Genomic DNA, 20,890 nt, shown 5'->3' on the forward strand with positions numbered 1-20,890 from the left:
AAGAGGATGGCCACAACTACGCTGAACTCGTTGACCGGTTCAGCGTGATTCACATCTCGAGCGTCACTGTCGTTCCCACAGACTTTCGATGCGCTCTTCGATCCGATCGAGAACGAGACGGCTCACGTCACGATGGTCGTCCAGCCACTGATGTTCTCCGCGTCGGTACGGTTCGCGACCGGTGGTGGATGGAAGTGATCGCGTTCGAGAACTTCACTCATATTCGCGACCGGACGGGTGCGTCGTGGGGTCACAAGTGGGCGTTCCGAACGCTAGACGAGCAAGTGGAGTACAAAGCCGAGGCAGAAGGTATCTCGGTGAAGCAAGTCAGGCCGGCGTACACATCGAAGCGGTGCGCCGAGTGTGGGTTCACGACAGACGAGAATCGTCAGACTCGCAACTGTTTCCGGTGTGTGAAGTGTGGTTCGGAAGCGAACGCGGACTACAACGCAGCGAAGAACATCGGGATGCGGTACGTCCGCCGGGGCCAACAGTCGTCTCGGCGGACGGGCGACAGTCAGCTCGCCCTAAAGTCTGGATCTGTGACGCCGAGTGACGGATCCACCGCCCACCCGGAAGGGTTCGGGGCCGAGTTCATGGACAACCCCCACCCTCCACGAGCGAACCCGTCAGGGTGAGCGAAGTAGGGTGGGGTAGTTGACTCGGTTCAAGCACTGTGGTCTCGGAACCGCTGCAAATCGATCTCAATCGGTAGCTCAGCAAAGTCATCGTCAGCGCCGGCGACCAGTGTCGCGTCATGGGTGTGGGCGAGCGCAACCGCGTACGCGTCGGCAAGTGAGATGCTCCCATCGGCTTTCACTTCAGCTGCCAGTCGCCAGTCAGCCGACTCGATATTCAATCCCTGCCGTTCAAGTGCACGAATATCCCGATCAGCTTCCCGCAGGGAGACGTCTGTCGGCGTGCCATCGGCGCCTTCGAACCGTGCAACGAGGTAGAACACTTCACTGGCATTCGTCTCTGTGAGGAACCCATCGAACTCACCGGAGAAGACCTGGTCAAGAAGAGTTGCGACGGTTTCGTGGCCGGGTTCGTTGTAGAGGAAGGCGATGAGCGCTTCAGTATCGAAGACGTATCCGCCGCTCATGCGTCCTCGGACGGGCGGAGCCGTTCAACTCGCTCCGCTTCTCGACGCGTTTCTTCATCCTTTATGTCACGGACCCGCTCCAGTACCTCACCGCGTTCGTGCTCCCCAGAGTGGATTCCGTGTAGTTCATCCGGCGACGGTACCGGCTCGATAATGATGCGCCCCTGCTCTTCGTAGACGAACACTTCTCCCGGCGTCTCGATCCCGAACTTCTCTCGCAACCCCTTCGGGATCGTGGCCTGCCCTTTCTGAGACACGCGCACTACCGTGGGATCGTTTGTACTACTTGCCATCGTTAGTTGTATCTCTGAACCTCTATATTACTAAGGCTATCGCAGTCAAACTGCCGTAGAGTTCACTAGAGTCAAGATCACCGGTGTCGAGAAGGCTTGAACAGCACAGAGAGCCGACCACAGCGAACAAGCTGCTCGGCCGTGACAACGTGTTCGCAGGGAGAAAACCTAAGCGAGTGGACTACTGACCGAGGCGCGTGTTCGGGACGAGCGGGATCCGGGGACGCGTTGGAGAGGAGGTAACCGCGGAGACCGCGCTGTCAGTCGGCCGTGCGCTCGCGGCCGACGGCTACGACCGGGTGGTCGTCGGGCGAGACCCACGCGACAGCGGGCGGATGCTCCGAACGGCAGTCGTCGCGGGACTCGAGGAGGGCGGCAGCGACGTCGTCGACCTCGGGCGGGCTGCGACGCCGACGGTCGCCCGAAGTGTGGCTTGGCACAACGCGGACGCCGGCGTGTCGATCACTGCTTCACACAACCCAGCCCCGGATAACGGATTGAAGTTATGGTCGCCCTCCGGACAGGCGTTCGATACGGAGCGCCGCGAACAGATCGCTGACCGCATTCGCGAGGAGGAGTACGACTTCGCAGCGTGGGACGGAATCGGTGAAACGACGACCGACGACCAGGCCGACCGCGCACACGTCGCGGCGATCCGCGAGGCGGTGGATGGACCGCTCGACTGTTCGGTCGTCGTCGACGTCGGAACCGGGGCGGGCGGTGTGAGTGTGAGCGCGCTGACGGCGCTCGGGTGTGACGTCCAGACGCTCAACGCCCAGCCGGACGGGTCGTTCCCCGCCCGGCCGAGCGAGCCCACGGCCGCCAACTGCGAGGCGCTGTGTGCGACCGTCGCCGCGACCGACGCCGACCTGGGGATCGCCCACGACGGCGACGCCGACCGCATGATGGCGGTCGACGAGACGGGACGGTTCGTCTCCGGCGACGTGCTGCTCGCGTTGTTAGCGCAGCGGAGCGTCGACGCGGGCGACCGCGTCGCCGCCCCCGTCGATACGAGCCTCCTCGTCGACGACGCGCTCGCCCCGCAGGACGTGACGGTGACGCGCACTCGGGTTGGAGACGTGTACGTCGCCGAGGCGGCCACGGCCGACGACGTCGCGTTCGGCGGCGAGCCGAGCGGCGCGTGGATCTGGCCCGACGAGACGCTGTGTCCGGATGGCCCGCTCGCCGCCGCGAAGCTCGCGGCGCTCGTCGATGCGGAGGAGTCGCTCGCCGAGCTCGTCGACGGGATCGAAACGTACCCGATCCAACGTGAGAACATCGAGGTGGAAGACAACGATGCCGTAATGGCGGCAGTTGAGACGCTGGCGCGTGAACGATACGAGTCGGACCGCATCGAGACACTGGACGGTGTTCGGGTCTCCTTCCCCGAGGGCTGGATCCTCGTCCGAGCGAGCGGGACCCAACCCTTGGTGCGACTCACCGCGGAGGCACGCAGTGCGGAGACGACCGACGACCTCCTGTCAGAGGCACGAGCGCTCGTGTCGACTGCACGGGAGTTGTGATCGCTCTTCTGGGGTACGGAACGGCGCTTCCCACTGGAGCGGGAGGAGTGCCTCACAATCGATGGAATACATCGGACAGCCGATCACGTATCGAGTCCTCCCCGCCGGAAGCGGCGGGATCTCCTGCTTGCTGAACGACTCGATAGCGACTCCTTTTGGACTCAGACCGAGAGATGGAGTCAGTTTTGAAGAAACCTATTCAGTTCGGCAAATTCGTCAGGAGAGAGGATGACTTCGGTATCGAACTCATCAAATCGTTCGAAGTCGTCATCAATCGTTACGACAGTCTCTACCCCTTCGTCAATGGCGATCTGGGCATAGTACCCGTCCCATCCACCAACATTTACTTCACTCGCCTGAGATAATCCTCCCCGAACTCCGCCTTCAGACATCCCGTCGTACCAGTGAATTCGTTTCGCGTCCATGAAGTTCTGTAGAAGCCGAGATGCATCTGCGTTTGACCGGCCGTAGTACGTCGTCAGGACGGTGTGCGCTCCGATCAGCACAGGATACGGAACAACTGCATCAATGTCACCAGCGACGGCAGCTCGAACGTACGAGAGCGCAGCATCACGCACAGGAGCCTCTGTGTGTGCGAGCGCAATCACTCCGACATCAAACAGATACGGGCCACCAGCATCACTCATCGCTGTCTTTCTCCGCCCCTCTCCGAACAGCGTCCCTGTGCTTCTGGGCGATCGGGTCGCCCCCGTCGATCGGAGTCGTCTCCCCACGCTCCGAAGCCGTTTCCTCAACGAGTCGCTCCATGCGTTCGAGAATTCGTTCGGGATCGTCTTCCGGTTCAACGACAGCTTTCCCGTCTTCTTCGAGGATTTCTACTTCCGTGCCGGGAGTCATCCCCAGACGCTCTCTCACCTCCTGCGGGAGAACGATTCGACCTTTTGAATCAACCGTAGCCATATTCCCACCTACTGTGGGAACGTGTATAATCGCTTTGATCAGACTATTGACTCGGTTCGCTCGTTCCTAGAGGAAGGAGACTCCGCACTACTTCTTCAGTCAATTAATCTACAGGCGGAGCAGGCCGAGTGCCTCGGGGCTTGACCCCGAGGCGGTTCACCCTATCTAAATTCAAATAGTGGCGGGATCGCTTCGGCCTGTTTCAATACGTGGAACGCGATTCAGGACAGATCGCCGACAACAACGCTTCCACACTCGACGCAGACGTGCTCGTTAGCGACCGTTTCTGCAGCCGGCGCATTGCAGTCTGTACACTTCACCTGAGCTGCGCGAACGGAGCGTGGATATCGGGCCATGTGATACCGATAGGTTAGATCACCCAATACCTTGTGGTTGGAAGGGTTTGCAGCGACAGAGTAACCAAGAGCATCAGCAGTCTCCTACACTCAGTGCTGGACGCACGTTCACCGAACTGGACACCGTTCAGCGATCGCACGCCGAGTCACCTACAGAGTGTGTACATACCACTTCACAGAAGGTCTCTAGTCACGATTCAATAGAGCCCCCAGAGTCATTCCTCATCGGTCGGTTCGAGTGGGACTCGCTCTCCCTCGATGTCATCGTAGTCTTTCTCAGAGGAGAGTACATCCATCCCTCGCGTTTCCGCAGTCGCCGCGTGGAACGCGTCGAACGGCGTCATCCCCTCCTCGTAATAGTTGACCGCTTTCAGCACTACCTGTTTCTCTTCTTCGTCCTGCACTGGAACGAGTTCGAGGAGATTCGCCACGAGCGGTACGTAGTCGAACTCGTAGCGTTCTCGGGCGAGAACGAGTTCGAGGTAGGAGAACGCCGATGTTTCGACCTCGTATTCGCCGAGTGCGTCCTCAGCAGAGCCCTGCAGCCAGTCGGAGTCCTTGGCGAGTGCGAGCAAAAAGTCCGTCTCGACGTACACCGTCATCTGTCGGCGTCCTCCTCTCGGGCGTCCACCAGTGCTGCTTCTTCGATGTCCCCTCGAATGTCCTCGACTGGTGCATCACGAAGGTCGCCCGCCGCCTCGCGAACGGCGGCGAGTGGATCGTCTGCGACCGGAATCAATTCGATTCGGTCCTCGTACATAACGAGATGATACTTCTGGCCGTACTTCTCGCGGACTTCCTTCGGGATGTACAGTCGTCCCTGCCCATCGGTCTCTGTCGACATAGGTTCGATCACGCTACCACAACCAAAGAACCTTACCATCAGATCGCATTTGATGGTCCAATATTCGACTCTATGGGTGAGCGTTCCAACTGAAGCATTCACTAGTCAGGAAAACGCCGTGCGGCGTCGGTGCATTGGTTGGCCCGCTACAAGGTAAGGTGGTCGCGCTTCTCGTTCGCGTTCTCGGATGTTGCCTCGATCGCGTCGCGCATGCCTTCAGCAGTCTCGTCCGAGAGAATACCTGAGACGTCCTCCGGCGATGGCCCACCGATCAACCGACGGAGGGTATCCTCCATTGTCTCATCTTCTCGCTTGTGGGCCTTGATCCGCTCGTGGAGGTTCTCCGAGATGCGTACTGACTTGCTCATATTGTATACTCGGATAAACACTCGCTTCAGCGTTTCCCCGTTACTACAGAGATTGCCATCCAACGAGGCGGCAGGCCGAGACGATGCGTCAGTTGGCTCGTGAGATCCACCGTCACGTCACAATCCAGATCCGCGACAGTGGCGTCTGCAACTGCGACAGTAACTAGACGAGTGGCGTACTACGACGGAATCACTCGACGGTGACGCTCTTCGCCAGGTTCCGGGGCTTGTCGATGGGACGGCCCTTCTCGTCGGCGACGTAGTACGCGAACAGCTGGAGCGCGACGTTCCCGACCACGGGCTCCATCGCTCCACAGTCGGGGATGTCGAACGTCGTGTCGACATGTCCCGTGGTCTCCGGGTCGCTGGCGATGCCGATGACGGGTGCACCGCGCGATTTGACCTCCTTCACGTTGTTCAGGGTCTTCTTCGGGCGCGTCTCGTCCGTCAAGAGTGCGATGACCGGCGTCTCGGAGGTGACGAGCGCGAGCGGGCCGTGTTTCAGCTCGCCCGCGGGGAAGCCCTCGGCGTGGTCGTAGGAGATCTCCTTCAGTTTGAGCGCGCTCTCCAGCGCGACCGGATAGCCGACCGCCCGCCCGATGTAGAAGAACGCGTCACTGTCCGCGTACTCCCGGGCGGTCTCTTTGATGATATCCTCCTGATCGAGGATCTGTTGCACCGCTCCCGGTAGGTCGCGGACGCTTTCCAGCAGTCGGGTCGCCGTCTTCGTGGAGATCCCGTTGCGCACCTGCGCGAGATAGACGCTGAACAGGGTCGCGGTGGCGACCTGGGAGACGAACGTCTTGGTCGCGGCGACGCCGATCTCCGGGCCGGCACGGATGAAGACCGTGTCGTCGGCCTCCCGCGTCACGGTGCTGCCGAGCGTGTTCGTGAGCGCGAGCGTGCGAGCACCCGCGCGGGTTGCCGTCCGCAGGGCGCTGAGCGTGTCGGCCGTCTCGCCGCTCTGGGTGATCGCGATCACGAGCGTCCGCCACGGGTCGCGTCCGCCGTTGAACTCGTACTCGCTGGCCACGTGCACGCTGGTGCGGACCTCGGCATGCGCTTCGAGCAACTCCGCGGCGTACAGTCCCGCGTGATAGGAGGTTCCGCAGGCGATGATCTGGATCTCCTCGACGGACTGCAGGTACTCCTCGGGAAGGTCGATATCGAGGTCGACGCTCGTGGCGAGTTCGTCGACGCGCCCGGAGATCGCCTGCCGGAGCGCCCGGGGTTGCTCGTGGATCTCCTTGAGCATGTAGTGGTCGTAGCCACCCTTGCCCGCGGCGTCGGCGTCCCACTCGAGCGTCTCGACGTCGCGCTCGACGCGCTCGCCGTGATTGTAGATCTCGACTCCCTCCCGTGTGATGTGGGCGATGTCGCCGGACTCGAGGTAGGTGACGCGGTCGGTGTGCTCGATGAACGCGGTGGCGTCGCTGCCGATGAACGTCGCGTCGTCGGCGTGCCCGAGGAGCAGCGGGCTGTCCTGGCGGGCGACGACGATGCCGTCGTAGCCGGCCGCGGTCACGGCGATCGCATAGCTGCCCTCGAGCTGGTCGGTGGTCCGCTGGACCGCCGTGAGGAGGTCGACGTCGTCCGCGAGGTGGGTCTCGATGAGGTGCGGGATGACCTCGGTATCGGTGTCGCTCTTGAACACGTGGTCGTCCCGGAGCGACGCCTTGAGCGCGTCGTAGTTCTCGATGATGCCGTTGTGGACGACCGCGACCTCGCCCGTACAGTCCGTGTGGGGGTGGGCGTTGGCCTCGGTGGGCTCGCCGTGGGTGCTCCAGCGTGTGTGCCCGATGCCGCAGGTGATGTCGTCCTGGGTCGGGACCGGAAGCTCGTCGACCTCGCCCTCGGTTTTCGTGATCGTGAGGGTGTCGCCGACGAGCGCGATGCCCGCGGAGTCGTACCCCCGATACTCGAGGTTCTTCAGTCCCTGATGGACGATTCGACCCGCCGGCTCCGTTCCGAGGTATCCTGAGATCCCACACATCCGTCTTACCCCCTCGTGACGTGACTGCGCTCGTCGATCCGGCCCGAGATGAGCGACCCACTGCCGAGCGTCGCGTCGTTGCCGACGATGGTGCCCGGCTGGACCGTGACGTTCCCCCCGCCGTCGACGTTGTCGCCGATGAGGCCGCCGAACGTGACGTCGTGATACACGGTGTCCGCGAGGACGACGTCCGTGTCACCCCCCTCGACCGTGGTGTTGGGACCGAGCGTCGTGTTGGCGCCGACGATGCAGTCCTTCACTACTGATCCAGCCTTAATTGTCACGTCAGATAAGATTACCGCATTTTCGAGTATCGCACCCGGGCCGATGCTCACGTTGTCCCCGAGGGTGACGCCGCGAAGGACCGCCGCCTGGGGGTGGACCGCGACGCCGTCTCCTGTGAGTGCAGCCTCGGCGACGACGGCGGACTCATCGACGCTTGCGGGTCTGTCACCGGAGGGGCCGTGGTAGGCGATGAGGGAGTCGTTCACATCGAGGAGGTCCCACGGCTCGGAGACGTCGAGCCACATCCCGCGATACTGCACCGCACGGATCCGTCGCTCGCTCGCGAGTTCCGAGAGGGTGTCCGTCAGCGCCTGCTCACCGTGGGTGTCGGTTCGGCGGATCGCGGCGAAGATGTCCGGGCTGAAGGCGTACACGCCGGCGTTGATGTAATCCGACTTCGTGAGTTGCGGCAGCGGCTTCTCCTCGATGCTCGCGACGTCCTCGCCGTCGAGTTCGACGACGCCGTACGAACTCGGTTCGTCGATGCGCGTGACGCTCACCACCGGGTCGTTCGTGTCCCGATGGCGCTCCCAGACGTCCTCGATGAGCTCGGCGTTGATGATGCGGTCCCCGTTCAGTGCGACGAACGAGTCGCCGATCTTCGATTCCGCCTGGAGGAGGGCGTGGCCCGTCCCGAGTTGCTGCTCCTGGACGACGTACGAGATGTCGAGATCCCAGCCCTGACCGTCCTCGAAGTGGCTCTGGACGCGTTCTCGGTTCGCGCCGACGACGAGGACGATCTCGTCGACGCCGGCGGTGTCGAGGGCGTCGACGACGTGTTCGAGGATCGGGCGGTTCGCGACCGGGATCATCGGCTTCGGACGGTTCTCGGTGAGCGGCCAGAGCCGGCGTCCCTTCCCGGCTGCTAACACGACTGCTTTCATTGGTATCGGTCAGTCGGCCGTACTGTATATCTCTTGTCACCCGGTCACAGCCAGTCCGCAGTTACAACGGGCCTAATGAGAACAGAACAGTCCATTGATATTTTCGGTCGTCGTTAAATGTCTTTTATTACTAATTGATATTGCTTGTATTCAGAACTCGCTCTATGGAACTACGGGTTGAACGTGTTTGGACATATTTCTTAGACACAACGTTAGTGAATCATGAACGTCGGAACCGTGATAGCGAGAGGTACCGTTGTAAGAGTAAGCGTTTTATGTAATTAGAAATACCTCTATATCAGACAGTGATGGGCGGTACTGAGGGGGTAGTTACCAGTCGTATAATCCAGCCTTCTTTGCTGGATATCTCGACGTAGAGCCGACAGGACTCATGGCAACGCAAAACACACTACAACGGAAAAACGGACCCGAAACGGAGGCTCACGCTCAATCCGACTCAGTCCTCATCGGTATTCCTGCCTACAATGAGGAAGTGGGGATCGGGAGTGTCGTGCTCGCTGCGCAAGAGTTTGCCGACGAGGTGATCGTCGTCGACGACGGCAGTGTCGACAAGACGGTCGAGATCGCCACGGAGGCGGGCGCAACCGTTGTCGAACACTCCCAAAACAGTGGGAAGGGGCGTGCAGTCCAGACGCTCCTCGAGACCGCCCAAACCCGGGACTTCGATTCGCTTGTGCTGTTGGACGGTGACGGTCAACACGTCCCTGACGACATCCCCGACGTGACAGAGCCGATTCTGGAGGGAGACTGTGATATCGCGATCGGGAGTCGGTACGTCGCCGGTGAACGGACCGAGACGCCCATCTATCGTCGGTTCGGACAGCGCGTCCTCGACGTTCTGACGACCGGCTCCGCTCGAACGAAGGTGACTGACTCACAGAGCGGATTCCGTGCTCTGTCGCCCGCAGCGGTACAGGACCTCCGGATACGGACGGACGGAATGGGCGTGGAAAGCGAGATGATCAACGACGCGACCCAGAAGGGGCTCACGATCGAGGAGGTCCCGATCGAGGTTCGGTATGAGGGGATCGACGGGCAGACGCATAACCCACTCCGTCATGGATTGTCGGTGCTCACGTTCATTCTACAGCTCGTCCGCGATCGCCACCCACTGATGTTCTTCGGGATTCCCGGACTCGTGCTTACGCTGTTCGGCGCAGTCTATGGGTTGGACGGGATCTTGGTCTATCAGAGCACTGGGAACTTCTACCCGGCGAAAGTGCTTGTTGCGGGATTTGCGGTAATCCTCGGCGTGCTATGTGGGTTTTGTGGGCTCCTTCTAAATCAAATTGCAAACGTACTGCATACAACAGATGAATAAGATGAAAGAATTATCCAGTCCTATCGGTACAGACATTGTACGACACAAGCAGCGGGAGTTTCAGTGTGTGAATCGGTATGGGTCGAATGTTGCAGCCGGTGGGATCTGCAGTCAATGAAGACAAGTGGTACACTGACGTCTCAAGCCACGATCGTTGTGGTGAGCTACAATCACGCTGATTTCATTGAGCAGTGCTTACGGACCTCGCTAGCCGAGGAACCGGCGGAAATAATCGTCGTTGATACCGGTTCGACCGACGGGACGAGAGATATCGTTGCTCGGGAGTTTCCGGACGTAAAGTTACTAACACCGGCTGAAAACCTTGGATATGGAGTTGGTAACAACACCGGTGTAAGCGAGATAGACACGGAATATACAATCATCCTTAACCCAGATACGAAAGTTAAGCCGGGCTGTTTCAGAGCACTTTTGGAGCCACTGAGGAAAGCGGACCGTCGGATCACAACGCCGAAGATACTCACCTACGGGGGAGAACGAATCAACACCTGCGGCAACGTGGATCACTTTACAGGGCTTGGCTTCACAAGGGGATTCAATCAATCGCCAACGAAGTTTACTGAACCGGAGTCTATTTCCGGTCTTTCTGGTGCGTGCTTCGCCCTCCGAACTGCACTGTATAGAGAACTGGACGGATTTGACGAAGCATTCTTTCTGTACATGGAAGACGTGGAGCTCTCGTGGCGAGCGGCCCTAAACGAGATTGATATTCGCTATGTTCCGGATGCGGTTGTATTCCATGAATATCAAGACGTTGCAATGCCGTCTGAGAAGATCTATCACGTTGAACGAGGACGATACTACACACTACGGAAACATCTTGATGCGCAGATTGCAGTGGCGTTGCTCCCGTCATTGCTTTTGACAGAACTTTTGACCTGCGGATTCGCACTCCTCAGCGGTACCGACGGGATACGAAACAAGCTACGAGCGATACGCGACGGCCTCACGATGGACGTGAACAAGGTGCAAAAAAATCCGCAGAAAGTACTCACCCGCCTTGCGATCGAGATTCCAGAAGATCAACTAACGTATAATAGATTTGACCAGTTCGGAAAGAAACTTGCGAACGCAGCGTATCGGCTCAACTATCGACTCCTCAACTTATGAAAATAGCTATGGTATCGTCGCACGGCGGCCATCTCACGGAACTTCGAATGCTGGCAGAGGCGTTTGACAGGCACGACCTCTTCTATGTGACATACGAAAGTGAGCGCACGAAGCATCTTGATATCGACGCGTATACACTAGAGAACATCGGGACCAGTCCGCTGTCCATGGCGACGGCGTTGGGTAAGATAATCCGATGGTTCTGGACGCAGCAACCGGATGTCGTGGTGAGTACCGGCTCCGAGATTGCGATTCCTGCGTTCCTCGCCGGCGAATTTCTCGGAGCGACGACGATCTTCGTCGAGAGCTGGTGTCGCGTCACCAACCGGTCGGCAACAGGCCGACTCGTCTATCCGCTCGTCGATCACCTTTTCGTCCAGTGGCCGGAGCTGCTCGACGAGTACGGTGAGAAGGCGGAGTTTCAGGGGAGCGTGTTATGATATTCGGTACTGTTGGGACGCACGACCAGTCATTCAATCGGTTGCTAGCGGGGTTAGATGAACTGGCTGACGATTACGACGAGATCGTTGCACAGGTCGGCCACTCAACGTACCGACCGGAACATATCCAGTGGTTCGACTTTGTTTCTGAGTCAAAAATCAACGAATATTACCAAAATGCGTCGGTCGTCGTCGGGCATGCTGGCGCAGGGACGATTCTGACGGCCCTCTCTTACAGAAAGCCGCTCGTTCTGATGCCACGGCGCAAGCAGTACGACGAACACCTCGACAACCACCAGCTTGAGCTGACAGAGGCTCTTAGAGACAGAGACGACGTCTTCGTCGTAGCGAACGTCGACGATCTTAAAGGTGCGATCGATAAGGCGCTGGCACACACACCGACAACGAGTGAATCGGCTGGAGAGCTAGCGACGTATCTATCGGCGAATATCGACCAAATGGTGGACTGAACAATGCACATCGCAATGGTCACATCGACATCAATACCACCCGAGGAAGGAATCGGGTACTACACCTACAATCTCTCGAAGGAACTCAAACAGCGTGATCACCAGGTGACGATCGTCACGCGAGGTGGCCTTCGAGGAGAGACAAAGACCTACGACGGGATTAAGGTCGAACGTGTCACGTACGTTCCAGCCTATCCGTTCCACGTGGATCTGCACGGCGCCTTCGTCAACCGTCGACTAAGAGCACTCGATCCCGATATTGTCCACACACATACACCTCTGACACCCGTGGTAGATATCGACACGCCGCTGGTTTCGACGATTCATACCTCGGTCGTCGAAGACGCGAACGAGACAGACTCACTCACTCTGGGGGCACTCGCCCATCGCATCGTCACGTATGTCACTAGCAAACGAATGATCGCCGCACAGGCTGAATCCGCAACCGAACTAGCGACAGTCGCCCACTCGGTAAAAGACGAGCTCGCGGACCATTTTGGGCTCACAGACGTACACGTGGTCGGAAATGGGGTGAATATCTCGGAGTTCGACGGAGCGGAAGAGACCGACGAGCAGTTCGGGCTGTTTGTCGGACGGCTGAGTTACCGGAAGGGAATCGCGGACCTGATCGACGCGTGGGAGAGACTACCCGAGGAACAGCGGGTTCCGCTAAAAATCGTTGGAAAGGGCCCGCTTCGAAAGCAGCTCGAAGAACGGGTCAGTGGGACAAGTCTGGCCGAAGACATCTCGTTTCTGGGTCACCTCCCGCGGGCAGATCTGGTTCGCCTGTACCAGCAGGCGACGTTGTTCGTGGTCCCATCACATTACGAGGGGCTACCAACAGTCCTACTGGAAGCGATGGCGGCGAAGACCGCCGTCGTCTCAACGGCCGTCAGCGGAGCACTTGACGTAATCAAAGACGGAAAGAACGGCGTTCTCGTGCCTGCACGGGCACCCGAGGAGATGAGTAAAGCAATACTCGAACTCCTCCGACACCCTGAATACCGACGGAACCTCGCGGTACGCGGTCGGGAGACAGTCGAGCGTGAGTATACCTGGAACGCCGTGACGGATCGCTATCTGGACCTATACGAAGCGAGTATGAACGTATGAAACTGGTATTCGTCTGCTTCGATTTTGAGTCAAGCAAGCTTCGCAAACAACCCTGGCGATACGTAGCAGAACTCACGCGCGGACTCAGTAGCGACGTAGAAGCTGTAATCCTCACCGATACCGATGCCGAGGTGGACGGGGTATCGGTGGAGGCTGTCGACTCGCTCGGGACCCTGAAGGGTCCATCAGATGTGGCCATTGAGGCAGTACGTAAGGAAGACCCCGACGTGGTAGCGACAGTGCTCGGTCCCTCAAGCCTGTTCCGACCGTGCACGCTGGCGGCGGCCATCGACGCGCCGACCATCGGTGTGATGACCAGTCCGCTGTATGGACTCCGGGACGTTGCCGGCGTCGGCGTCAACGAGCTCTACCGCCATGCACCCTACCTATTGGGCCATCTCGTTGGAGCACTCACGCCCGACATCGTCGCCAGGCGGCACCTGGATCAGTACGATCGCCTCGTGACTCTGACCGGGAGTACAGGTGACGCGCTGGCTGAGACTGGGACGACCACACCCATTGATGTCGTTAAGCCCGGCCTTGACCCGTTCGACCGAGAGCTGCCACCTGAGAGCGCCGTGGCGGACGTGCGAGCTGACTTAGTGCCGGACGGCGACCCGATAATCCTCTATTTCACATCGCCGCTGACTCTGCGAGGGACAGATACGCTCGTGAAGGCCTTCGCGAGGATCGCAATGTCGACGGACGCAACGCTGGTCGTCCTCGCTCGCCAAGACGGCGGCGGGCTGAGCGAGGAAGAGCGGTACCTGACGGACCTCGCATCGGACCTCGGTGTGCAGGACTCGTTTCTCCTACTGCCGAAGAACCTCACGCCGGAGGGTGTGAAGGCACATCTCCGGGCCAGTGACGTGGTGGCACTGCCTTACAAGATAGTGATCTCCGGGGTTCCGATCAGCATTCTCGAGACAATGGCTGTCGGACGCCCGATTGTGACGACGCACACAGACGGGCTCCCAGAACTCGTCGGCGACCCGTCACAGCTCGTCCAACCCAACGACGTCGCCTCGCTCGCCGCGACGCTCGAATCGCGACTGAGGGACGTAGACGAGGTCGGCCGGCGGAATCGGGAACGAATAAGTGACTATCCGACGTGGGACGAATCACGTGACCAGTTCGTTGAGATTCTGGAGGAACTCCAATGAGTGAGAGTCGGCTAATCTGTATCGTGGGGCCGGACGGTGCCGGGAAATCGACGCAGGCCGAGATGTTGCTTAAGGAACTCAAATCGCGGGGCCACGACTGCAAGTATCAGTGGCTTGGATTCAATCACTTCCTGTCGCTCCCCCTGCTCGCTTTTGCACGGGTTATTGGACTCAGTGAGATACGGACACTCGAAAGTGGGCGAAAGGTGGGCTACCACTACTTCGAGCGGTCGAAAGTCATCAGTTGGCTGTACCCGCTCCTGTTGCTGGTGGACACATTGATCGCTTATGTCACCGAAGTCGCGTGGCCGCGAAAACAGTCCGAGACGACGATCGTCTGTGACCGATTCATTTTCGATACGATGGTCAACATCATGCTTTCGACGAACCAGCCGTCGTTCCCCCAGACGTACACAGGTCGTCTCTTTTTGCGATTGATACCCGACGATACTGAGGCGTTCGTTCTCTTGGCTGACGAAGAAACACTTCGGGGTCGTCGCGACGATGTCGAAGCCGATGAAAGCATCCCAGAAAAGATTCGCTATTACAAAATTATTGCCGAGCGACTACAGCTACTGGTTATTGATGCTAGTCGGTCACCGGAAGCGATTCACCGTGAAATAGCAGCCACTATCTGAGGGTGGCTGGTCACGCAAGGCGCCCCGAAGCGTCGTAGAGGACTGTAAGATTCTCCCGCTCGTCGTCACGTATTCTGGAGAGCTCGCTCTGATCGTCGAGGACGAAAATGTCGAGCGGGAAGCCCTTGAACAGGGCTTTACTTCGTGCCAGCGTGACAAGCGAGCATGCAGCGATTCCGTTGGTGATACCAGTTTTTCGGATAACACGTATATCGAGGTCCGACGTGCTGTGAAGCTCATCTCGTGAGAGACTGCCGAGGGCGACGACGGCTTCGATGCTGTCGTGCTGTTCACCCAGTCGACCTAAAGCGTCGCAGTATTCCTCGAACGCTTCGATGTCCGTGTGGACGAGGTCGAAATGCTTCAACACAACGAACAGATGGCCATTGAATAGGAAATTGAGTGTGTGTGCAATGAGGATACCGGCTACGAACGACTGTAATCGGCCGGTTGTACCGTTGAGGCCCCTGTAGATGGCAGCAGTGAGCATACCATCGAGACAGAGTTTGAATCGCCGCTCTGTCTTGGACATATTAAATATCCCCTGAAACAGCCAATGGGAAGCGATCAGTAGAACAATTGCAGTCCAGTGTCCGTCGTCCGAGAGTTTCTCGACTAACCGAGCAAATTTGGAATTAAACATTGGTCATTGAATCGGAAACATCAGACTCCGATATCTGTATGTTTATTCTAGAAGTTGACCATAGCATGTCTGAATCGAGTGGGATACTCCAACGGCAGTCACTTTTCACGTGCAAAAAACAATTAGTTAGGGGTATATTTAATAATAACTACTGCCGATATTTTGTCGGCTTAAATACTCTACAACGCAATTCTTAACAGAGCTAATAGCGAAATGACTATATCATGAAGATCGGGGTAGTATATAACTACGATCCGAACGAACTTCGGACAGGTGGGGGCATTACTTATTGTAATAACCTCGTCCAGAACTTGACTGACAAAGGCCACGAAGTACGCTTGTTTGATGTTGAATTGACTGCTACCAGAGATAAAATAAGTAATCTGGACCACCATCCGATCCAGCAGGATTCCGATAACTGGTGGCGGTTTATATTCAATCTATTGTGGAAAGTGAATTCCAACGATATCGAGGATTTAGACGTTATTCACACTCATCATCCTCTTGTGATGCTACCGTTCTTATTGAAAGACGCAGATGTGCCAACAGTATGCACATTCCACGGTGTACCCCTAGATTGGCTCGACGCAAATTATCCAACAGTATCCCAAGTCGTCTCGACACCCTACAAAAAACTGGAAAAAAAGATAATCCGGCGGGTAGATAAAACGACAACGGCAGGGCCTGAACCGGAGAAACGGCTGGTGGAACGGCACGGAGACTGGTTCGAAGCGAAGAACCAGCCGATTCCCAGCGGCGTTGACCTGGATTTCTTCTCCTCTGAAAAGGGCGCCGACGCCAAGATCGCCGATGAGACGACAACATACCTGTTTGCTGGCCGCCTCTCTAAACAAAAGAACCTGAAATCGCTGTTCGACGCCTTCGACATCGTCAGCCAGAACGACCGAGAGACGGAGTTGATCGTGCTCGGCAGGGGTGAGATGCGAGACGAACTCCAAGAGTACGTAACGAACTCGAACGTTCGGTTCACGGGTGAAGTTCCATTTAAGCAGGTTCCCGAGTATATGGCCGCAGCCGACGTGTTCTGTCTGCCCTCGCTCTACGAAGCATCGCCCACGGTGGTGAAAGAGACTCTGAGCTGTGGGACTCCGATTGTGAGCACGGACGTCGGTGACGTCTCTGACATCATCACCGCTGATGAATTGGGCGAGATAGTATCAGACGACGATGCGGAGACGATAGCGACGGCTATGGAAGCGGTTGCGAGACGGGTGTGTGAGGATCCGGAGAACATCCGAAAAGCGTGTCGGGACTACGCAGTGGAGAACTTTGCTTTCGACGCAGTCGCCGAAGCGTATATTAAGACGTTCGAATCTGCGATAGTGGGTAGTAGTTGATAGCCGGAAAGGATTACAGTTAAGAGCTAGAAATTTTGAATATTCTGTCGCTCTACTACAATTCTATTTACTAAGATCACCAACATATCGTATCTAATGTCAAATTTTTCTTGACGAGAGTGTTCATCGGGCTAAATTTGGACTCTAACGTAATATCTCTGCCGTATCGCTCTCACAGAAGAAAGAGTCTGTCTTGAGTAAAATCGTATTTTGGATGACGGCTGACTCCTCAACTTGGCACTCATGATCCAGAGTGAACATGCCAGACTCAGACAGATTTTCCACACCCCAGTCAAGATTTTAAGAAGAGCAGTAGAATTTCCCACAAAACTGGCAATATTCGCAACAGAAGTGAAGCAGGTCAAATACGGGCGTGTTCAAATAAGCGTGAAAGTAATACTCACTTGGAAAAGGCCGTTTCACGGTGTTTAGCGGAAAATTCCGACCGGTAGAAGTGACGGCAACGAACCGCTCTGAAGCACAGTCTCAAAATTGTGATCAGCGATGTAGATTGGCTCAGTAGTGCGTCATCAACAAAGATGGATTCAACCACTCACTCTATTACTGACAGTATTATCTGAACAACACCCAAATACGATACGTCAGAATTAGGGTCCCCGATTCCGAACAGACGGTTCTGATTAGTTGTGATTTAGCTCACACACTATCTGTGAGAGTATTTCTTTGGTGACGGCTCATAGATCGTTCAAGCCTTATTGAGGGATTGTAGTTTGATAGTTGAACTAGTCAATGAGAAACATGGCCTCGGAGAGACCGTATTTCTCACGGAGCCCAGCGAGGAACGGAGCTGCTGATTCGGTGCACTATTGTAAAGATAGATGGATGTCGAAAATCAATTTATTTCGGAGTCTACTGCAGTATACAATCAAGACCACTCACCGTTGATTTGCATTGTAGATTCGTCAACGGCGAGCCTAGACGGTTGTGCCGTTGGGGAGTCGCTGACCCTATGTTAGCCTTCTTACGCGATACCGTGTGAGCAATCGCTCGCACGTCTATCGTCAATAATCAGCGGTAAGCTCACGAACAAATTTGTTATCAAAGACTTCGTCAGATCGCTTTAAGAAATATACACTGCTGATAAGTTGAGCGACAGAACGACAGATTCGAGAGAGAACTGTGGTTATATACCCCTTATCATCTTGCTATCATTAAATTCAATAGAACACACAAATTCAAAGTCAAGAAAGCACAAGAACAGCTGTTTTCCAGTCAAAACTGGATCGGTCATTTCACCTTTTGTGGATTCAACAGGTGGAGAAGAATCAGAACAATTTTGCGGACTGAACGTGTAGCAAATTCATGGCGAATGGAGAATTAGTATCTGTAATTATTCCCACTTATTTTAGGAACGAACAGCTTATACAGTGTGTTGATTCCGTACTTGGTCAAACATATGATCCAATTGAAATTATCATAGTTGATGATTCTGGTAATGGCCATGCGAACAGTATTATTGAAGAGCGTTCTTGGGAGAATATAAAATATATTAAGTTTAATAAGAATCGAGGTCCGCAAGAAGCAAGGAATAGAGGTATTGAAGCTGCTTCTGGCACATTCATACAGTTGTTGGACGACGACGATTATCTGGCTCCAACAAAGATTCAGAAACAGGTCGATATCTTCGATCAATGTTCAGACACAGGTGTTGTATTCTGCGGCTTTGAATCAGATAATAAAAAAACTCTTCCGGTTCGCGGTCATCGCGGTAATGTTCTGAAGGAAGCACTGAAATTTGACCTGGACGCCTGTGTCACTTCCACTATGTTAATGCGAGCAACCGTACTTGATCAGATGTATCCTCTCCCAAACACTCCCGGATCAGATGATACATATCTCAAGATTGGACTTGCTGACGTTACTGACTTTGAATACGTTGATGAATCATTAGTAACTAAAAACCAAATGTCGGATAGCCGTGAAGAATCTTTTGGTGCGGTTAAAGGAACATATATGATAATAGAACAGTATGAGTATCTATACGAGCAATTTGATGAATCTGTGTACCTCCAAGCTAGATCTAGAGCAATTGGACGTGAAATGTCATATCTTGCTAAAAATAAAATGTGGTCTGTACGAGCAATATACCTCTCAATTAAACGTATAAAAATTGACCCACATCCAAGCAGAATTGAATATATCTTCCCTCTTGTTTTATTATTTGGAAAATTATCATTCGTCCCGAGTATATATGTTGCGAGGCAAGTTCGATCGTGGAGCGACAAACCCAATCGCTGATAATCATAGTACTGTACAGATCATATAATCTATTTGTATGATTGTCGAGTTCTTGCTTTGTATTTAAGTACGAAATTACTTTTAATCCAGTTTTGGTCGTTGATGTCAACCTCATCGTTCAATTCTAATCGAGAGAGCAGTCCGTCTCCGAACTGATCGATAGGAGATGGGATGCCAAAGATATTTTATTTCTTATAGAGTCCAGCAAGGGACTTAGCTGCCAGATCGAGCTATCTATATGGTTGAATGTACGGGTGAGGACCATTTGTCCGATTTACTCCAAATCTAAACAAGCGGTTTGTTGTATTGTATAACTACGACTACTTATCGTTAATTTTGATATTCGTATAGTCAACAGCGACCCTTGACCGCCTCGCCATTGGCAGCCGCCAAGCTAATTAACGACTCGAGTATCCACTAAAAGGCCGCTGGATCGGACTGTTTAACGCCGAAGGACTTCCATTGCCTCTCAAAGAGAGCGATTGGCAGAATGGGTCTTGACGCCGAACGCCTTGACAGACGTAGTCGTCCGCTTCTACTCTCAACATTCTGTCGCTGTCTCTAGTGTTTCAGAGACTATCTTCAGGGTGAACAAGAATACCTAAATTACCGGACAGATAGATCCTAAATTAGTATAATGACACCGCTCTCTCTCTTGTATAATATATATTATAACATAATTATATACTTTCTATCTTACATTTTACTCAAATGACTATTTATTTAGTATAAATACACTATAATCATCATAGTTATTCTCTGATTTAATAATATGTTCTACGCATTTGTCTAGAAATGTCGATTAGCGGATCAGCAGGAAAAGTTACCAATCATGGGTCGACCGCTCTAGCACAGAAATTTTATCTGTAAACCCCAAGATTACTCAAATATGGATTTAGGATCAGTTAGTAGTCGTCTGCTCCAACAGACATGTGACCGGCTATATACAAGCCGAGCTCAGTACATGGTGCGACGGCTGGGACTCAATAAATATTTGTTTAATATATATGTAGAATTAATTCTATTCCTTTTAGATAGAGAGAAAACTCACACTGTGGCAGACGAGACAGTTACATTCAGAGTCGAAACATTTAGTGAATTCATGCGGTTTCGAAATCTAGCGGATGAACATGTCGTCCTCAAGGATCTATTAAATCGACTTGAATTTGAGGATATCTTCTACGATATCGGTGCTAACGTCGGAACGTACACGTGTTTCGCAGCATGCCGACTGAAGGAACGAAACGTAATCGGTTTTGAGCCGGAACCCAGAAACGCAGCACAATTACGAGAAAATCTTGCCCAAAACGGTCTTAAGGCAGATATTTTCGAAATTGCTCTCTCAAATACAAACGGAACAATCAAACTAACACTGGCTGGTGAAGACGCTGGCGAAGGCAAACACAGTATCACAACCGGAGATTCAGAAGAAACAATAGACGTGGAAACAGCGAAGGGAGACACGTTCATTGAGAGTCACAAGATACCAGCCCCGAGTGTGGTCAAGATTGATGTCGAAGGGGCTGAACTTCTAGTCCTTCGGGGAATGAAGGAGACACTCCGAGACCACTGTCGGCTTGTATATATTGAGATTCACCCACACAAGATCGAAGAATATGGGGGAACGCCAGCTGAAGTCTATTCATTACTAGAAGAAATAGGATTCAACTTAGAAGACTTGGGGCACCGGGGAGACCAGTATTTCATCCGTGCAACCTCAAAGAACCCAAGATCTCAACAGCAGTGAGTCTGCTTAACTAAGTG

At 54.9% G+C, this 20,890-nt stretch carries 21 protein-coding genes and 2 pseudogenes; 12 read left to right on the top strand and 11 right to left on the bottom strand.

The annotated features are described in order from the left end of the window. Window positions 1-179: 179 nt before the first annotated feature. Window positions 180-638 (top strand): annotated as a pseudogene (locus tag GRX01_RS05260) (zinc ribbon domain-containing protein); the annotation flags it as partial. A gap of 29 nt (window positions 639-667) precedes the next feature. Here GRX01_RS05260 and GRX01_RS05265 read toward each other — a convergent pair. Both GRX01_RS05265 and GRX01_RS05270 read right to left on the bottom strand, forming a co-directional pair. Then, complete coding sequence (locus GRX01_RS05265; RefSeq protein WP_159664192.1) at window positions 668-1,105, bottom strand: PIN domain-containing protein; 438 nt, start codon at window positions 1,103-1,105, stop codon at window positions 668-670. Then, window positions 1,102-1,398, bottom strand: coding sequence for an AbrB/MazE/SpoVT family DNA-binding domain-containing protein (locus GRX01_RS05270; protein WP_159664194.1), 297 nt, complete (start codon window positions 1,396-1,398; stop codon window positions 1,102-1,104). The genes GRX01_RS05265 and GRX01_RS05270 overlap by 4 nt, the downstream gene beginning before the upstream one ends. A gap of 197 nt (window positions 1,399-1,595) precedes the next feature. Here GRX01_RS05270 and glmM point away from each other — a divergent pair, with 197 nt between their 5' ends. After that, window positions 1,596-2,921: a phosphoglucosamine mutase gene (glmM, locus tag GRX01_RS05275; protein ID WP_321167919.1), complete on the top strand. Its 1,326-nt coding sequence runs from the start codon at window positions 1,596-1,598 to the stop codon at window positions 2,919-2,921. Between the two features lie 179 nt (window positions 2,922-3,100). Here the strand turns inward: glmM and GRX01_RS05280 are convergent, their stop codons facing one another. The 7 genes from GRX01_RS05280 to GRX01_RS05310 form a co-directional block, all read right to left on the bottom strand. Then, window positions 3,101-3,568 (bottom strand): type II toxin-antitoxin system VapC family toxin, encoded by a 468-nt coding sequence (locus tag GRX01_RS05280; protein ID WP_201289517.1) that lies wholly within the window; start codon window positions 3,566-3,568, stop codon window positions 3,101-3,103. After that, window positions 3,561-3,842 carry an AbrB/MazE/SpoVT family DNA-binding domain-containing protein gene (locus GRX01_RS05285; protein WP_159664198.1) on the bottom strand — a complete coding sequence of 94 codons (282 nt, stop codon included), beginning with the start codon at window positions 3,840-3,842 and terminating at the stop codon, window positions 3,561-3,563. The genes GRX01_RS05280 and GRX01_RS05285 overlap by 8 nt, the downstream gene beginning before the upstream one ends. A gap of 571 nt (window positions 3,843-4,413) precedes the next feature. Then, window positions 4,414-4,800 (bottom strand): PIN domain-containing protein, encoded by a 387-nt coding sequence (locus GRX01_RS05290; RefSeq protein ID WP_159664200.1) that lies wholly within the window; start codon window positions 4,798-4,800, stop codon window positions 4,414-4,416. Beyond that, complete coding sequence (locus GRX01_RS05295; protein ID WP_159664202.1) at window positions 4,797-5,042, bottom strand: AbrB/MazE/SpoVT family DNA-binding domain-containing protein; 246 nt, start codon at window positions 5,040-5,042, stop codon at window positions 4,797-4,799. Before GRX01_RS05295 ends, GRX01_RS05290 begins: the two co-directional genes overlap by 4 nt. 146 nt (window positions 5,043-5,188) lie before the next feature. Next, window positions 5,189-5,410: a DUF7557 family protein gene (locus GRX01_RS05300; protein WP_159664204.1), complete on the bottom strand. Its 222-nt coding sequence runs from the start codon at window positions 5,408-5,410 to the stop codon at window positions 5,189-5,191. A 190-nt stretch (window positions 5,411-5,600) separates the two neighbouring features. Continuing rightward, complete coding sequence (gene glmS / locus GRX01_RS05305) at window positions 5,601-7,403, bottom strand: glutamine--fructose-6-phosphate transaminase (isomerizing) (RefSeq protein WP_159664206.1); 1,803 nt, start codon at window positions 7,401-7,403, stop codon at window positions 5,601-5,603. Window positions 7,404-7,408: 5 nt separating this feature from the next. Continuing rightward, window positions 7,409-8,572: a sugar phosphate nucleotidyltransferase gene (locus GRX01_RS05310; RefSeq protein WP_159664208.1), complete on the bottom strand. Its 1,164-nt coding sequence runs from the start codon at window positions 8,570-8,572 to the stop codon at window positions 7,409-7,411. Between the two features lie 391 nt (window positions 8,573-8,963). Here GRX01_RS05310 and GRX01_RS05315 point away from each other — a divergent pair, with 391 nt between their 5' ends. The 7 genes from GRX01_RS05315 to GRX01_RS05345 all read left to right on the top strand — a co-directional run bounded on the left by GRX01_RS05315 (window position 8,964) and on the right by GRX01_RS05345 (window position 14,866). Next, a complete protein-coding gene (locus GRX01_RS05315) occupies window positions 8,964-9,914 on the top strand; it encodes a glycosyltransferase family 2 protein (protein ID WP_159664210.1) in 951 nt (316 codons plus the stop codon). Between the two features lie 159 nt (window positions 9,915-10,073). Continuing rightward, the gene (locus tag GRX01_RS05320; RefSeq protein ID WP_201289518.1) at window positions 10,074-11,042 is read left to right on the top strand and encodes a glycosyltransferase family 2 protein; all 969 of its coding nucleotides are present in this window, start codon (window positions 10,074-10,076) and stop codon (window positions 11,040-11,042) included. Window positions 11,043-11,050: 8 nt separating this feature from the next. Continuing rightward, window positions 11,051-11,482, top strand: a complete 432-nt coding sequence (gene pssD, locus GRX01_RS05325) for a PssD/Cps14F family polysaccharide biosynthesis glycosyltransferase (protein ID WP_303645987.1) — start codon at window positions 11,051-11,053, stop codon at window positions 11,480-11,482. Then, window positions 11,479-11,952 carry a glycosyltransferase gene (locus GRX01_RS05330; RefSeq protein WP_159664216.1) on the top strand — a complete coding sequence of 158 codons (474 nt, stop codon included), beginning with the start codon at window positions 11,479-11,481 and terminating at the stop codon, window positions 11,950-11,952. Before pssD ends, GRX01_RS05330 begins: the two co-directional genes overlap by 4 nt. A gap of 3 nt (window positions 11,953-11,955) precedes the next feature. Next, window positions 11,956-13,065, top strand: coding sequence for a glycosyltransferase family 4 protein (locus tag GRX01_RS05335; protein ID WP_159664219.1), 1,110 nt, complete (start codon window positions 11,956-11,958; stop codon window positions 13,063-13,065). Then, window positions 13,062-14,228: a glycosyltransferase family 4 protein gene (locus GRX01_RS05340; protein WP_159664221.1), complete on the top strand. Its 1,167-nt coding sequence runs from the start codon at window positions 13,062-13,064 to the stop codon at window positions 14,226-14,228. Before GRX01_RS05335 ends, GRX01_RS05340 begins: the two co-directional genes overlap by 4 nt. Then, complete coding sequence (locus GRX01_RS05345; protein WP_159664223.1) at window positions 14,225-14,866, top strand: hypothetical protein; 642 nt, start codon at window positions 14,225-14,227, stop codon at window positions 14,864-14,866. The genes GRX01_RS05340 and GRX01_RS05345 overlap by 4 nt, the downstream gene beginning before the upstream one ends. Before the next feature lie 10 nt (window positions 14,867-14,876). Here the strand turns inward: GRX01_RS05345 and GRX01_RS05350 are convergent, their stop codons facing one another. Continuing rightward, the gene (locus GRX01_RS05350) at window positions 14,877-15,398 is read right to left on the bottom strand and encodes a nucleotidyltransferase domain-containing protein (RefSeq protein WP_159664225.1); all 522 of its coding nucleotides are present in this window, start codon (window positions 15,396-15,398) and stop codon (window positions 14,877-14,879) included. A 335-nt stretch (window positions 15,399-15,733) separates the two neighbouring features. On the opposite strand from GRX01_RS05350, the gene GRX01_RS05355 reads away from it, so the two are divergent. Continuing rightward, window positions 15,734-16,867 (top strand): glycosyltransferase family 4 protein, encoded by a 1,134-nt coding sequence (locus GRX01_RS05355; protein ID WP_159664227.1) that lies wholly within the window; start codon window positions 15,734-15,736, stop codon window positions 16,865-16,867. Window positions 16,868-17,613: 746 nt separating this feature from the next. On the opposite strand, the pseudogene GRX01_RS19600 reads toward GRX01_RS05355, so the two are convergent. Further along, a pseudogene (locus tag GRX01_RS19600) lies at window positions 17,614-17,840 on the bottom strand (IS6 family transposase); the annotation flags it as partial. Between the two features lie 350 nt (window positions 17,841-18,190). On the opposite strand from GRX01_RS19600, the gene GRX01_RS05360 reads away from it, so the two are divergent. Together GRX01_RS05360 and GRX01_RS05365 are read left to right on the top strand one after the other, a co-directional pair. After that, window positions 18,191-19,126, top strand: coding sequence for a glycosyltransferase family 2 protein (locus GRX01_RS05360; RefSeq protein ID WP_159664229.1), 936 nt, complete (start codon window positions 18,191-18,193; stop codon window positions 19,124-19,126). A 1,054-nt stretch (window positions 19,127-20,180) separates the two neighbouring features. After that, on the top strand, window positions 20,181-20,873 hold the full coding sequence (locus tag GRX01_RS05365) for an FkbM family methyltransferase (RefSeq protein WP_159664231.1): 693 nt from the start codon (window positions 20,181-20,183) through the stop codon (window positions 20,871-20,873). Window positions 20,874-20,890 lie beyond the last annotated feature (17 nt).

It is taken from the genome of Halobaculum saliterrae, assembly GCF_009831625.1.
Lineage (GTDB): Archaea > Halobacteriota > Halobacteria > Halobacteriales > Haloferacaceae > Halobaculum > Halobaculum saliterrae.